Source organism: Massilia sp. LXY-5, assembly GCF_059801075.1.
Genome location: NZ_JBNNEH010000006.1, coordinates 218442 through 233305, shown reverse-complemented (window position 1 = coordinate 233305; position 14864 = coordinate 218442). Strand labels below are relative to the sequence as shown.

Sequence of the window (14864 nt, the reverse complement as noted above, 5' to 3'; positions counted from 1 at the left end):
GCCGCCAGTTCCACCAGTTCCCCTCCTGTTGTACGAAACAGCCAAAAAAGAAAAACCCGACCTTGACCAAAGGCGGCTCAGCCGCTATGATGTGTGTCTTCGGAGTGTAGCGCAGCCCGGTAGCGCATCTGGTTTGGGACCAGAGGGTCCAAGGTTCGAATCCTTGTACTCCGACCAGCATTGAGAGAAAAGCCGACAGCGAAAGTTGTCGGCTTTTTTCGTTTACGTCTGGCCGCATGCAGCAGAGCGCCCCTCGAACATGCTTCGACCGGGCGCCTGTTGCCTGGTTCAGCCGAGGCGCTTGGCCGCGATCGCGTTGCCCGCGCGGCTGGACCCTTTGCGACCCAGCTGCTGCGAGATGAACTGGCCGGCATCCACTACCTGGTCGAGGTCGATCCCGGTCTCGATGCCGAGGCCGTGCAGCAGGTACAGCACGTCTTCGGTCGCCACGTTCCCGGTCGCGCCCTTGGCGTAGGGACAGCCGCCCAGGCCCGATACCGACGAGTGGAAAATCTGCACGCCCACTTCCAGGCTGGCGTAGATGTTCGCCAGCGCCTGGCCGTAGGTGTCGTGGAAGTGGCCCGATAACTGCTGCAGCGGGAATTCGCGGCTTGCCGCCAGCATCACCTCCTGCGTCTTGCGCGCGGTCGAGACGCCGATCGTGTCGGCGATGTCGATCTCGTCGCAGCCGAGGTCGCGCATGCGGCGCACCACGTCGGCCACGGCCGTCAACGGCACTTCTCCCTGGTAGGGGCAGCCGAAGGCCGTGCTGATGCTGCCGCGCAGGCGCAGCCCATTCGCCTTGGCCGCCTTCGCCACCGGCTCGAAGCGCGCGATCGATTCCGCGATCGAGCAGTTGATGTTCTTTTGCGAGAACGCTTCCGACGCCGAACCGAAGATCACGACTTCATCGGCCTTCGCGGCCAGCGCCGCTTCGAAACCCTGCATGTTCGGCGTCAGCGCCGAATAGATCGTGCCCGGCAGGCGCGTGATCCTTGCCATCACTTCGGTACTGGTCGCCATCTGCGGCACCCATTTCGGCGACACGAACGACGCCGCTTCGACATTACTGAAGCCCGCGCGTGATAAACGGTCGACCAGCTCGATTTTGACTTCCGCGCTGATCGTTTCCTTTTCGTTCTGCAGGCCGTCGCGCGGACCGACTTCGACGATCTTGACCTTTTTCGGCAGGCTGGCTTGGCTGTTCATTTCAGTATCCCAGGTTGCGGTCGACGATGTCGTCCACCGGTTCGTTCGCCTCGAAGGCGGCGATTTTAAAGGCGATCTGGCGCACGGCCTCGGCGCGGATGGTGACTGCCGAGATGTGCGGCGTGATCGTGATGCGCGGCTCGTCCCAGAACGGGTGCGGCGCCGGCAGCGGTTCGTTGCGGAACACGTCCAGGGTGGCGCCGGCGATGTGGCCGGCGCGGATCAGGGTCAGCAAATCCGGCTCGGCCAGCTGCGCCCCGCGTGCGACGTTGATGATATACGCGCCTTGCGGCAGCGTCGCCAGGCGCCGCCGGTCGAGCAGGTTGTTCGTCTCAATCGTCAGCGGCAGCAGCGAGACCAGCACGCGCGTGCCGCGTAAAAAATCGTCGAGCGTCTCCATGCCGGCGAAGCACGCCACGCCTTGAATATCCTTCTGCGTGCGGCTCCAGCCGCGTACCGGAAAGCCGAACCCGCGCAGGGTGTCCACCACGCGCAGGCCGAGCTTGCCGAGCCCCATGACGCCGACCGTGAAATCCTCTTTGACGTGGGGCGGCAACGGCGCCCACAGACCGTGTCGCGCCTGCTCCTCGTATTCGTCGAAGCGGCGGAAGTAACGCAGCGTCGCATAGGATACGTATTCCGCCATCTGCACCGCCATGCCGGCGTCACCCAGCCGCACGATCGGCACACTGGGCAAGGCGTCGCCGAATTTGAGCAGTGCATCGGCCCCGGCACCCATCAGGAACACGGCCTTTACCTTGTCCAGTTGCGCCAGCAAACCGGCTGAAGGATTCCACAGCACGGCGTAGTCGCAGGCAGCCGGCAGGTCGCCCTCCTGCCAGGCGAGCGTCTCGACGCCGGGCAGGGCCCTGGCGAGATCCTCGGCCCAGGCACCGATCTGGCCATCGCTCCGGTACAGCAGGATGCGCATTACGCCGCCTTGAAAGCCAGCAGCGGCGCGCCGTCCGCCACCTGGTCGCCGACCGCGTACAGCACGTCTTCGACCAGGCCGTCGCTCGGCGCGGCGATCGTGTGCTCCATCTTCATCGCTTCCATGATGACGAGCGCTTCCCCTTTTTTCACCGACTGGCCGCCTTCCACCATCACGGCCACGACCTTGCCCGGCATCGGCGCGGTCAGGCGTCCGCCCGCGGCCTCGGCTTCGCCGGCGTGCGCCATCGGATCGTTGTACGTGAACGTGTGGTGCGCGCCATTGGTGAATACGTGGAACAAGTCGCCGTCGCGGCGCACGGTGCCGTGCATCGATTGTTCGCCCAGGCGCACCGACAGGGTCGCGCCGTCACGGCCGCTGACGTGCAGGGGCTGCTTCACGCCATCGACCTCGAGCTCCCAGCCCTGCGGGTGATACACCACGCCAACCTTGTAGGCGCCGCCTTCCAGGCTTGCTGCGTACTCGTCGCCGAACGACAGCTGGCGGCGATAGTCTCCGTTCAGGCGCCAGCCTTGCGCCTGGCCCCAGGGATCGGCGGCATTCGCCGACACGCCGCTCGACGCGCGCTGTTCGGATTCGATCAGGGACACCGCCGCCAGCGCCAGCGCACCGGCAGGCGCCGGGCTCAGACGCGGGAACAAGGTGTCGCCATTGCGTTCGATCAGGCCGGTATCCAGGTCGGCCGTCGAAAACGCTTGCCCTTCGACCAGGCGTTTCAAAAAGGCGATATTGGTGGCGAGACCCACGATCTGGAATTCAGCGAGTGCCTGCGACAGCCGCGCCAGCGCCTGGGTGCGATCGACACCCCAGACGATCAGCTTGGCGATCATCGGATCGTAGAACGGAGAAATCGCATCGCCTTCGCGCACGCCGGAATCGATGCGCACGGCGGCCGGCTCCACGCCGGCGACGCCGCCCAATTCAAAATTCACGGCCTGGGGCGTATCCATGTGACGCAGCGTGCCGATCGACGGCAGGAACCCTTTTTCTGGATTCTCGGCATAGATGCGCGCCTCGATCGCATGGCCGTGGATCGCCAGCTCGTGCTGTTTTTTCGGCAGCGCTTCGCCAAAGGCGACGCGCAGCTGCCATTCCACCAGATCCGTCCCGGTGATCATTTCGGTCACTGGATGCTCCACCTGCAGGCGCGTGTTCATCTCCATGAAGTAGAACGAACCGTCCTGGTTGGCAATGAATTCGACGGTGCCGGCGCCGACATAGCCGACGGCGCGCGCCGCAGCGACCGCCGCCTCTCCCATCGCCGCGCGGCGATCCGGCGGCATGCCCGGTGCCGGCGCTTCTTCCAGCACCTTCTGGTGGCGGCGCTGCACCGAGCAGTCGCGCTCGTGCAGGTAGACGCAGTTGCCTAGTTTGTCGGCAAACACCTGGATCTCGATATGGCGTGGGCGCGTCAAATATTTTTCGACGAGGACCTTGTCGTCGCCGAAGGAGCTGATCGCTTCGCGCTTGCAGGAGCCGAGCGCGGCGACGAAATCCTCGCTGCGTTCGACCACGCGCATGCCCTTGCCGCCGCCGCCGGCGCTGGCTTTGAGCAGTACCGGATAGCCGATGCGGTCAGCCTGGGCGTTCAGGAAGGCCGGGTCCTGGTTCTCTCCGTGGTAGCCCGGCACCAGCGGCACGTTGGCGCCTTCCATCAGCTGCTTGGCGGCCGATTTGGAACCCATCGCGCGCATCGAGGAGCCCGGCGGACCGATGAACACCAGGCCTGCCTGCTCGCAGGCTTCGGCGAACTCCGCGTTCTCGGAAAGGAAACCGTAGCCCGGGTGGATCGCCTGGGCGCCGGTCGCTTTCGCCACCTCGATGATTTTCTGGCCGCGCAAATAGCTTTCCTTGGCCGCGGCCGGCCCGATCAACACCGCCTCATCGCACACCGCAACGTGTTTCGACCCGGCGTCCGCTTCCGAATACACGGCGACGGTACGGATACCCATGCGGCGCGCGGTGGCGGCGACACGGCAGGCGATTTCGCCACGGTTGGCGATGAGGATTTTGGTGAACATGCGTTTTGTCTCGCTTTATCTTTTTAATGTTGAATGAAGTAGACGGGCCTTAGCAGCCGCAGCTTTCCTTCGGTGCCGATTCGAGCGTCGCCGCGCGCGTCTTCAGGCCCAGTTTCGCCAGCAGCGCGCGGTCGTCGTCCGCTTCCGGATTGTCCGTGGTGAGCAGCTTGTCGCCATAGAAAATCGAGTTGGCGCCGGCCATGAAGCACATCGCCTGCACCGCCTCGCCCAGCTGGCGCCGGCCGGCCGACAGGCGCACGCGCGCTTCCGGCATGATGATGCGGGCCACTGCGATGGTGCGCACGAATTCGAGCGGATCAAGCGGATCGAGCCCGTGCAGCGGCGTGCCTTCGACCTGCACCAGATGGTTCACCGGCACCGATTCCGGATACGGATTCAGGTTCGCCAGCTGCGCCAGCAGGCCGGCGCGCTGCTCGCGCGTCTCGCCCATGCCGACGATGCCGCCGCAGCAGACTTTCAGCCCGGCCTGGCGCACGCGGCCCAGGGTGTCGAGGCGGTCCTGGTATTCGCGGGTCGAAATCACGTTGTTATAGAAATCGGGCGCGGTGTCGATGTTGTGGTTGTAAAAATCGAGGCCGGCCTTTTTCAACTGCTCGGCTTGGCCCTCTTCGAGCATGCCGAGGGTGGCGCAGGTTTCCATGCCCAGCGCTTTCACTTCGCGCACCATTTGCTCGACCTTTTCCATGTCGCGCTCTTTCGGGCTGCGCCAGGCGGCGCCCATGCAGAAGCGGGTAGCGCCGTTGGCTTTGGCCTGGCGTGCGGCGTCGAGCACCGTGTCGATGTCGAGGATCTTTTTCGCTTCGACGCCGGTGTCGTAGCGCGCCGCCTGCGGGCAGTAGCCGCAGTCTTCCTCGCAGCCGCCGGTCTTGATCGACAGCAGGGTCGCCAGTTCGACGTCGCCGTCCGGGAAGTGGGCGCGGTGCGCTTCTTGCGCGCGGAACATCAGGTCGTTGAACGGCAGTTCGAACAGGGCCAGCACGTCGGCCAACGGCCAGGTGGCATCGGGCCGCTCGGAAATCGCGGCGGTCGGGCGGTGGAGGGCGACGGTTTGGGGAGCATTCATGGGATTTCCTTCAGCTTGTGTGTTACAGAGCCCGCGTGGACGGCCAGCCCGGCAGTCCTGCGAGATCGATGAATCGGGCCGCGTTCGCGGCACTTGCTTGTTCGAGGCGCGGCACGATGCCGAGCAGGGGGGCCGGGATGCGCGCCGCCAAAGCCTCGATGTTTTCTTCAAAAAAGCGCATGTCCGGGTCGGCCGTATTCGCGACCCAGCCGGCCAGCACCAGGTTGCGCGCAATGATGGCCTCGACCGTCAACAGCGCGTGGCTGATGCAGCCCAGGCGCATGCCGACGACCAGGATCACCGGCAAATTCAGTTGTTCGGCCAGCTGCGCGCTGTCGAAGGTGTTTGAAAAGGGCACGCAAAAACCGCCGACGCCTTCGACCACGACCGCATCCGACGCCGCCAGGATCTCGGCATAGGCAGCGATGATCGGCACCGGCTCGATGGTCACGCCTTCCAGGCTGGCCGCGATGTGCGGGGCGCAGGGCTCGCGCAGCATGAAGGGCGTCGTGATGTTCTGCGGCAGGTGCACGTTGCCGGCGGCGGCGAGCATGTCGGCGTCTTCGTTGTGCAGTTCGCCGTCAACCAGCTCGGCGCCGGCCGCGACCGGCTTCATGCCGCAGGCACGGTGGCCGGCCTCCACCAGCTTGTGCAGGATCGCGGCAGACACCAGCGTCTTGCCGATCTCGGTGTCGGTGCCGGTGACGAAGCAGCAGAAACGGCTGGGAATGCCTTCCGCCGCCAGCGCCTCGCCCGGCGCGCTCGCCGGCTCGTCCTCGACCTCGACCTCGGGCAGCACGGGTGCAGGCGGCACGGCGATCTCGATCTCCGGTTCCTGCGGATCGTTCAGGTTGTTGATCACATGGCCTCCAGTTCATTCAATGCCGTCACCAGTTGCGCGACTTCGTCATGGGTGTGGGCCGCGGACAAGGTCACGCGCAGGCGCGCGGTCCCTTTCGGTACCGTCGGCGGGCGGATCGCAGGCACCCACAGGCCCTTCGCATACAGCGCAGCGGCCACGCGCAGCGCTTCGTCGTTGGCGCCGATGATGATCGGCTGGATCGGCGTGTTCGATGCAGGACGCTGCCAGCGTGCCAGGCGCAGGTCGGCATCGAGCTGCGCGATCAACAGCTCCAGATGGCTGCGCAGGGCCGCGCCTTCGTCGCTGGTGATGATGTCCAGGCTCGTGAGCAGGGCATGCGCCAGCGCCGGCGGCGCCGCCGTCGTATAGATGTAGGGGCGGGCGCGCTGGATCATCAGTTCGATCACGCTGGCGTGGGCCGCGATGAAGGCGCCCGCGACGCCGGCCGCTTTGCCCAGCGTGCCGACATACACGATATTTGGCGAGCGCAATCCGAAATGTTCGAGCGCGCCCCGTCCCTGGGCGCCGAGCACGCCGAAGCCATGGGCGTCGTCGACGAACAGCCAGGCGCCGTGGCGCTCGCACAAAGCCAGCAGTTCCGGCAGCGGCGCCAGGTTGCCGTCCATGCTGAAGACGGCGTCGGTGGCCACGATCTTGGTGGCGGCAGTGCTGTTTGCCAGCAGCGCCTCGAGCGCGGCAACGTCGCCATGCGGATAGACGCTGACGCCTGCCTTGGCCAGGCGCGCACCGTCGATCAGCGAGGCGTGGTTCAGCGCCTCCGAGAAAATGACGGCGTCGGCATCCAGCCCGAGCGCGGTCAGCACGGCCAGATTGGCCATGTAGCCCGTACTCAGGTAAAGCGCACGCGCATCCTCGATATGGGGTGCGACCAGTTCGGCCAGGCGTTCTTCGAGGATGGCGTGGGCGCGGCTATGGCCGCTGATCAGGTGCGAGGCACCGCTGCCGGCGCCGTACAGCTGGGCGCCGGTGCGCAGCGCGTCGACCACGCGCGGGTGCGCGGCCAGGCCGAGGTAATCGTTGCTGCAAAAGGCCAGCATGGCGCGGCCGTCGACCACCTGTAGCGGAGAACAGCGGGTATCGACCACGCGCCGGCGGCGCAGCAGGCTTTGCGCATCGAGCGCGGCCAGCTTGCGGTTGATGTTATCGATCAGGTCCATGGTCAGGCCGCCATCACCGATTCGAACACCGATTTCACGCGCGACCCCAACAGGTCGATTTCTTCCTCGTCCAGCACATAGGGCGGCATGAGGTACACGGTGCGCCCGATCGGCCGCAGCAGCAGTTCGTTCTCGACGGCCGTGGTGAAAAAGCGGCGCGCGAAGCTCGCTGCACGCGCCGCATCCGGCTCGACGGCGTCGAACGCGAAGATCATGCCGCGCTGGCGGAAGGCCTTCGTGCGCTCATGCTCGGCCAGGGGTGCGAGCGCGATGGTCAGTTTCGTGGCCAGCTCGCGGTTGCGGTTCAGGACGTCGTCGTCGCGGAAGATCTGCAGGGTCGCCAGCGCCGCGCGGCAGGCCAGCGCATTTCCGGTGTAGGAGTGCGAATGGAGAAAACCGCGCGTGATGTCTTCGCTGTAGAAGGACTGATAAATCGCATCGGTGGTCAGCACCAGCGAGAGCGGTAAATAACCACCGCTGATCCCTTTCGACAGGCATAAAAAGTCGGGCCAGATCGCGGCCTGCTCGCAGGCGAAGAAGGTGCCGGTGCGACCGCAGCCCACCGCGATCTCGTCGGCGATCAGGTGCACGTGATGGCGGTCGCACAGCTCGCGCAAGAGTTCCAGGTAGAGCGGGTCGTGCATCGCCATGCCGGTCGCGCACTGCACCAGCGGTTCCACGATGATCGCGGCGATTTTATTCGCACGCTCTTCGAACAGGCGTTCGACATCGGCGATCGCGCGGCGCGCCACGTCCTGTGCCGACTCGCCCTCGAGCGCATTGCGCGCGTCGGGCGAAGCGACCACGTGCGCCGCGCGTAGCAGCGGGCCGTAGGCATCCTTGAACAGCGGGACGTCGGTGACGGACAGGGCGCCGACGGTCTCGCCGTGGTAGCTGCCCTGCAGGCAGACGAATTCCTGCTTGTCGCTGAACCCCGCATTGCGCCAGGCATGAAAACTCATCTTCATCGCAATCTCGACCGCCGAGGCGCCGTCGGACGCATAGAAGGCGTGGCCGAGGGCGTGGCCGGTGAGGGCAGCCAGCTGTTCCGACAATTCAATCACCGGCTCATGCGTAAAACCGGCCAGCATCGCGTGCTCCAGCGTGTCGAGCTGGTCCTTCAAAGCCGCGTTGATGCGCGGGTTCGCATGGCCGAACAGGTTCACCCACCACGAGCTGATGGCGTCGAGATAGCGTTTATTTTCGTGGTCGTACAGCCACGGCCCCTTGGCCCGGCTCACCGCGATCAGCGGCACCTCTTCATGGTGCTGCATTTGGGTGCAGGGGTGCCACACGCTGCGCAGGCTGCGTGCGATCCAGTCGGACGATGTCTGGTGCTTCAAAATGATTCCTATTGCTTGTTCAGTTCAGCCGATCAGTTCAACCACGACGGTTTGCGCTTCTCGAGGAAGGAGGCCACGCCTTCGCGGCCCTCGTTCGATGCGCGGATGGCCGCGATGCGCCCGGCGGTGTCGAGCAGCAGCGCATCCGTCACCGGCAGGTCCACCACTTCGCGCACCAGCTTTTTCGCTTCGACGACGGCGTGCGGGCTGTTCGACACCAGGGACTTGACGATGCCGGCCACCGTCGTGTCGAGCTGTTCCGGGACCACGACTTCGTGCGCAAAACCCATGCGCAAGGCTGCCGCCGCGTCGAAACGCTCGGCGCTAATAAAGTAGCGGCGCGCGGCCTGTTCGCCCATCGCCTTGATCACATACGGCGAGATCGTCGCCGGGATCAGTCCCAGTTTTACCTCGGACAGGCAGAAGTTTACTCCTTCCGCGGCAACCACGATGTCGCAGGCCGCGACCAGGCCCATGCCGCCGGCATAGCAGTCGCCCTGCACCTTGGCCAGCGTCGGCTTCGGGCACAAATAAATCGTGCGCAGCATGTCGGCCAGGCGGGACGCATCGGCCAGGTTCTCGTCATGCGAGTAGCCGGCCATCTTCTTCATCCAATTTAAATCCGCGCCGGCGCAGAAGGCCGGGCCGTTCGCGGCCAGCACGATCGCGCGCACCAGCTCATTGCGCCCGAGTTCATCGAAAACCAGGGCCAGCTCGGCGATCGCCTGTTCGTTGAACGCGTTGCGCAGTTCCGGGCGGTTCAGGGTGACGGTGGCGACCTTGTCGGCGATCGCGATGGTGAGGGTGTCGTAGTTCATCTCGATTCCTTACATCCGGAAGACGCCGAACTTTGTCTCTTCGATCGGCGCGTTCAGCGCGGCCGAGAGGCCCAGGCCCAGCACCATCCGCGTGTCGGCCGGATCGATCACGCCGTCATCCCACAGGCGCGCCGAGGCGTAGTAGGGGTGGCCCTGGTGCTCGTACTGGTCCTTGATCGGCTGCTTGAAGGCGGCTTCTTCCTCGGCACTCCACTGGCCGCCCTTGCCCTCGATGCCGTCGCGTTTCACGGTGGCGAGGACGGACGCCGCCTGGTCGCCGCCCATCACGGAGATACGCGCGTTCGGCCACATCCACAGGAAGCGCGGAGAAAACGCGCGGCCGCACATGCCGTAGTTACCGGCGCCAAACGAGCCGCCGATGATGACGGTGAATTTCGGCACCGAGGCCGTGGCGACAGCGGTCACCATCTTGGCGCCGTTGCGGGCGATGCCCTCGTTCTCGTATTTTCTGCCCACCATGAAGCCGGTGATGTTCTGCAGGAAGACCAATGGGATCTTGCGCTGGCAGCACAGTTCGATGAAGTGCGTGCCTTTTAATGCCGACTCCGAGAACAGGATGCCGTTATTCGCGATGATGCCGACCTTGACGCCGTAGATGTGGGCGAAGCCGCAGACGAGGGTGGTGCCGTAGCGCGCTTTGAATTCGTCGAATTCGCTCCCGTCGACCACGCGCGCGATCACTTCGCGCACGTCGAAAGGTTTTCTCGTATCGACCGGAATCACGCCGTACAGCTCCTGCGGCGCATAGTTCGGCTCGACCGATTCGCGGGTCGCGCCCTGCACCGGTTTCACGCGGTTCAGGTTCGAGACGATGGTGCGCGCCAGCGACAGCGCATGCAGATCGTTCTGGGCCAGGTGGTCGACCACGCCCGATAAACGGGTATGAACGTCGCCGCCGCCCAGGTCCTCGGCCGTGACGACTTCGCCGGTTGCCGCTTTTACTAATGGCGGGCCGCCCAGGAAGATCGTGCCTTGCTCCTTGACGATGATCGATTCGTCGCTCATGGCCGGCACGTAGGCGCCGCCGGCGGTGCAGGAACCCATGACGACGGCGATCTGCGGGATGCCCTGGCTTGATAAATTCGCCTGGTTATAAAAGATGCGGCCGAAATGGTCGCGGTCCGGGAACACGTCGTCCTGGTTCGGCAAATTCGCGCCGCCCGAGTCGACCAGGTAGATGCATGGCAGTTTATTTTGCTCGGCGATTTCCTGGGCGCGCAGGTGTTTTTTCACCGTCATCGGGTAATAGGTGCCGCCTTTCACCGTGGCGTCGTTACACACGATCACGCATTCCTGGCCGGCGACGCGGCCGATGCCGGTGATGATGCCTGCCGCCGGAGCCGCGTTTTCGTACATGTCGTAGGCGGCGAGTTGCGAAAACTCGAGGAAGGGCGTACCCGGGTCAAGCAGCATCTGCACGCGGTCGCGCGGCAGCAATTTTCCACGCGCCACATGTTTACTACGCGCCGCTTCGCCGCCGCCTTCGGCGATCGCGGCCACCTTGGCGCGCAAATCGTCGACGATGGTCTGCATGGCCGCGGCGTTGGCCTTGAAGTCTTCACTGCGCGGGTTGAGTTTGCTCTCGATGTGGGGCATGCCGTCCTCGTTTTTATAACCTGTTACTCGGGAAATGTGCCGTCCAGATAGAACCAGCGAACCTGGCCGCCGATCTCCGGGTCGGGCTCGCGTATAAAACGGCTGGTCTCGTGCAAGCGGTGCGCGCGGCCACCGACCTTGAAGCGGGCGACGAATTCGACCGTATTCCGATCGCTGTCTCGATCGCTATCTGGATGATGGGCCAATTCTGCTTTACGTTGACGTAAACGTAAAGCAGATTTTATCTCCAGGCCGAGCCAGCGTAGTTTTTCGTCGGGGTCGACGATGGCGTCGCGCGGCCGGGTGCTCGGATGCCAGGTCGCGCGCAGATAGGCCTCATCGCGTTGGGTATAGGCCGTATAGCGCGAGCGCATCAGGGCTTCGGCGGTGGGGGGCAGGGCCGCGCCGGCGATGTAGGGGCCGCAGCAAGTGGCGTACGAGGCGCCGCCGCAGGGACAGGCGCCTGAAGAGATGGTCGGTGTGGGCATCCCGCGATTATCCGCGATTTTGGCGGGGTCCGACGCCGCCGGCAACCCGGGCTGCTTAAATTGTAGTCAGCGACACCGTAAACACGCTGCCCTGACCCGGACCGCTGCTGTCCGCCGTCACTGTGCCGCCGTGCAAGTTCACCACGTTTTTCACCAGCGCCAGGCCGATCCCGAGTCCGCCCTGCGAGCGGTCCGGCGTGCGTTCGGCCTGGGTGAACAGGTCGAACACCTGCGGCAGCAAGTTCTTGTCGATGCCGATCCCGTTGTCCTGCACGCGGATGTGGACGGTCGACCCTGCGCGCTCCACCGCCAGCAGGATGCGCCCGCCGCGCGGCGTGTATTTCGCCGCGTTGTTCAGCAAATTGGCGACGACCTGCACCAGCCGGTTCGGGTCGCCCATGACGTTGGCGCCGATTGGGTCCTGTTCGATGCGTAAGCTGTGCTCGCGCGCTTCGATCAGCGGCCGCGACTGCTCGACGGCGCTGCGGATGGTGGCGGCGATATCGACCACGACGTGTTCCAGCTGGATCAGGCCGCGCGTGACGCGCGAAATGTCGAGCAGGTCGTCGACCAGCGAAGTCATGTGTTTGACTTGCCTGCTGATGACTTCACTCGAGCGGCGCACCCGCTCTTCGCTGGCAATCCCGATCTTCAACAGCTCGGCCGCGGAGGCGATCGGCGCCAGCGGATTGCGCAGCTCGTGCGCCAGCATGGCCAGGAATTCGTCTTTCCTGCGGTCCTGCTCCTTCAGCGAGCTGTACAGGCGGGCGTTTTCGAAACCGTTCGCCGCGACCGAAGCCAGTTGCACCAGGATGGCTTCGTCCTGCTCCGTGAAATCGCCTTGAAGCTTGTCCGAGGCCTGGATCAGGCCGATATTCTGGCCTTTGCGGTCGACCAGCGGTACCGCCAGCCAGCCGCGCATGGTCGGGTGGCGCGCCGCATGTTCACCGAACCCTTTATAGGCTGGATGGGCTTCCAGCTCCTGCTGGGTCAGGCGCATGACCCGGTTGGTACGGCAGACCTCGGCATAGATACCGTGTCCGTTCGGTTTGACGTCGAAGCTGCGGTAGCGGGCGTATTTGTCGGACATCGACACCGCATTGATTTCCTGGTCGCCGGCCACGTTGAGGGACACGACCGCCTGGTGCACTTCCAGGATGGCACGCACTTCCTCGACCAGGCCCGCGGCAATGTCCTGGCTCGACAGGGCGCTGCCGAGCGTGCGCGAGGCCTGCGCCACCTTGACCAGCAGGGCCGAATGGCGCTGCTCGCGGCCGAGGCGTTCGGCCAGTTCGGCCTGCGCGCTCACCATGTCGTCGATATCCTTGGTGGCACCGATCCATTCGCGCACCGCGCCATCGGCATCCGCGATCGGCACGCCTTTCACGGCCATCCAGCGATAGGAACCGTCGAGCTGGCGCAGGCGGTATTCGGTTTCGTAGACGGTGCCGGTCGCGGCGCAGTCGAGCCAGGTGCGGCGGGCCCGTTCGCGGTCGTCCGGATGCACGGCGTCGAGCCAGCCGTACTCTTTCCACTCGTCATAGCTCTGGCCGGTGACGGCGCGCCAGCTTGGCGAATCCTCGAGCACGCGGCCGTCCGGCGTCGTGCTCCACACGGTCTGGGAAGTTGCCATCACCAGCGAGCGGAAACGCTGTTCGCGCTCGCGCAGCGCCTGTTCGGCGGCGATGCGCTCGGTAATGTCCTCATGCATCAGCATGACTTCGAGGACGCGCCCCGTGTGATCCTTGATCGGATGCGCGCGCGCCGTCACCCAGCGCGCCCGCCCGCTGCCGCCCAGGGCCACGACATCGTAGTAAATCGCCGGAATCTCGACCGATTCCCCGTTCAGGGCGCGTTGCAAATAGCTGACGATGCCGGTCGCGATCAGTTGCGGATCGGTCAGCAGCCTGTACTCGCCGAGGATGAAGGCGTACAGGGATGTGCCTTCATGGATCTGCCACAGCGCTTCCCAGGCCTTGTTGACGCGCAGGGTACGGCCGTCCGGGGCCACGATCTGGATGCTGGTCGGCGCCTGCTCGAACAGTTCCCGGAACCGCGTTTCGGAGCTGGCATGGGGTTCTGGCGTGGAAGGGGCGGTGGCGGGATCGGGCAGCATGGTGTCGAGGAGCGGAGGGGGCCGACCAGCTTGGCCGCGTGCGCGGCATGATGTCATAGTTTCAGCGTATTTGCTCAACTATCATCATGCCTTGGAACACCGCTGTGTTCAAGTCGCCTGGAATTCTTCGGTCGCCACGAACAGATCCCAGCAGGCGAGGAACAGGGCGGCCACGACCGGACCGATCACGAAACCGTTCAGGCCAAACAAGGCCATGCCGCCGATGGTCGAGAGCAGCACCAGGTAGTCCGGCATTTTCGTGTCCTTGCCGACCAGTACCGGGCGCAGTAGGTTGTCGACCAGGCCGATCACCAGCACGCCGAAGGCGATCAGGACCACGCCCTGCCAGATGGCGCCCGTGACGAGGAAATAGACCGCCACCGGCGCCCAGACGACGGCCGCGCCGATGGCCGGCAGCAGCGACAGGAAGGCCATCACCACCGCCCACAGCAGCGGCGCCTGCACGCCGAGGAACCAGAAGATCAGGCCGCCCAGGGCGCCCTGCGCCGCCGCGACCAGCACATTGCCCTTGACGGTGGCCCGGATCACGGTCGTGAAATTGGTAAACAGGCGCTGCTTGTACTTGAGGCTGAGCGGAATGGCGCTGCGGACACGGCTCGCCAGCGCCTGGCCGTCGCGCAGCAGGAAGAACAGCAAATACAGCATCACGAACATGCCGACCAGGAAATCGAAGGTTTTGCTGCCGATCGCGAGGGCCTGGCGCGCCACCGTCTGGCTCACTTGCGCCGCGCCCTCCGCCAGCTTCTGCTGCAGCGAGGCCAGGTCGGTCAGGTCGAAACGCGCGAGCAGGTTGACGACCCACTGCGGCAGCGCATGCAGCACGCGCTGGAAATAGGCGCCGACATTGATCTGCCCTGAATTGACCATCTCGTAGATACCGGCCGCCTGCTTCACCAATGAAGCGGAAATCAGGGACACCGGCAGGATGACCATCACGACGATCAACAGCAGCGTAAGCAGGGCGGCCAGGTTCGGCTTCTGCTTCGTCTGGCGCAGCAGGCGCCGGTACAGCGGGGCGAACAGGATGGCCAGCACCACGCCCCAGAAGATGGCGCCCGAATACGGCAGCAGGATGTAGACGAAGGCGATGGTGACGAGCGCCAGGAGCAGCAGGAAGAATTTTTGTTGCAGGGTGTACTGAGTCATGGTGCCAAT

At 64.8% G+C, this 14864-nt stretch carries 12 protein-coding genes and 1 tRNA gene; 1 reads left to right on the top strand and 12 read right to left on the bottom strand.

All coding sequences use genetic code 11. The annotated features are described in order from the left end of the window. The first annotated feature begins 100 nt into the window (after nt 1-100). Nucleotides 101-177 (top strand) — tRNA-Pro (locus tag ACI48I_RS19450). A 111-nt stretch (nt 178-288) separates the two neighbouring features. Here the strand turns inward: ACI48I_RS19450 and ACI48I_RS19445 are convergent. From ACI48I_RS19445 to ACI48I_RS19390, 12 genes are all read right to left on the bottom strand, one after another. Beyond that, nucleotides 289-1209 carry a hydroxymethylglutaryl-CoA lyase gene (locus ACI48I_RS19445; protein ID WP_193687751.1) on the bottom strand — a complete coding sequence of 307 codons (921 nt, stop codon included), beginning with the start codon at nt 1207-1209 and terminating at the stop codon, nt 289-291. Nucleotide 1210: 1 nt separating this feature from the next. Next, nucleotides 1211-2140, bottom strand: a complete 930-nt coding sequence (locus tag ACI48I_RS19440) for a 2-hydroxyacid dehydrogenase (protein ID WP_498575142.1) — start codon at nt 2138-2140, stop codon at nt 1211-1213. Then, complete coding sequence (locus ACI48I_RS19435) at nt 2140-4182, bottom strand: acetyl/propionyl/methylcrotonyl-CoA carboxylase subunit alpha (RefSeq protein WP_498575141.1); 2043 nt, start codon at nt 4180-4182, stop codon at nt 2140-2142. The genes ACI48I_RS19440 and ACI48I_RS19435 overlap by 1 nt, the downstream gene beginning before the upstream one ends. Before the next feature lie 49 nt (nt 4183-4231). Then, nucleotides 4232-5266 (bottom strand): biotin synthase BioB, encoded by a 1035-nt coding sequence (bioB, locus tag ACI48I_RS19430; RefSeq protein WP_498575140.1) that lies wholly within the window; start codon nt 5264-5266, stop codon nt 4232-4234. Between the two features lie 22 nt (nt 5267-5288). Further along, entirely contained in the window at nt 5289-6125 is an 837-nt protein-coding gene (gene bioD, locus ACI48I_RS19425; RefSeq protein ID WP_193688865.1) for a dethiobiotin synthase, read from the bottom strand. Next, nucleotides 6125-7306 (bottom strand): 8-amino-7-oxononanoate synthase, encoded by a 1182-nt coding sequence (bioF, locus tag ACI48I_RS19420; RefSeq protein ID WP_193687747.1) that lies wholly within the window; start codon nt 7304-7306, stop codon nt 6125-6127. Before bioF ends, bioD begins: the two co-directional genes overlap by 1 nt. Before the next feature lie 2 nt (nt 7307-7308). Continuing rightward, nucleotides 7309-8649: an adenosylmethionine--8-amino-7-oxononanoate transaminase gene (bioA, locus tag ACI48I_RS19415; protein ID WP_498575139.1), complete on the bottom strand. Its 1341-nt coding sequence runs from the start codon at nt 8647-8649 to the stop codon at nt 7309-7311. A 32-nt stretch (nt 8650-8681) separates the two neighbouring features. After that, nucleotides 8682-9467: an enoyl-CoA hydratase/isomerase family protein gene (locus ACI48I_RS19410; RefSeq protein WP_193687745.1), complete on the bottom strand. Its 786-nt coding sequence runs from the start codon at nt 9465-9467 to the stop codon at nt 8682-8684. Between the two features lie 9 nt (nt 9468-9476). Next, nucleotides 9477-11084, bottom strand: coding sequence for a carboxyl transferase domain-containing protein (locus tag ACI48I_RS19405; protein ID WP_193687744.1), 1608 nt, complete (start codon nt 11082-11084; stop codon nt 9477-9479). A 23-nt stretch (nt 11085-11107) separates the two neighbouring features. Further along, on the bottom strand, nt 11108-11572 hold the full coding sequence (locus ACI48I_RS19400) for a YchJ family protein (protein ID WP_193687743.1): 465 nt from the start codon (nt 11570-11572) through the stop codon (nt 11108-11110). A 55-nt stretch (nt 11573-11627) separates the two neighbouring features. Then, nucleotides 11628-13688 (bottom strand): PAS domain-containing sensor histidine kinase, encoded by a 2061-nt coding sequence (locus ACI48I_RS19395; protein ID WP_498575138.1) that lies wholly within the window; start codon nt 13686-13688, stop codon nt 11628-11630. 108 nt (nt 13689-13796) lie between these two features. Continuing rightward, a complete protein-coding gene (locus tag ACI48I_RS19390) occupies nt 13797-14855 on the bottom strand; it encodes an AI-2E family transporter (RefSeq protein ID WP_498575137.1) in 1059 nt (352 codons plus the stop codon). Between the last annotated feature and the right edge of the window lie 9 nt (nt 14856-14864).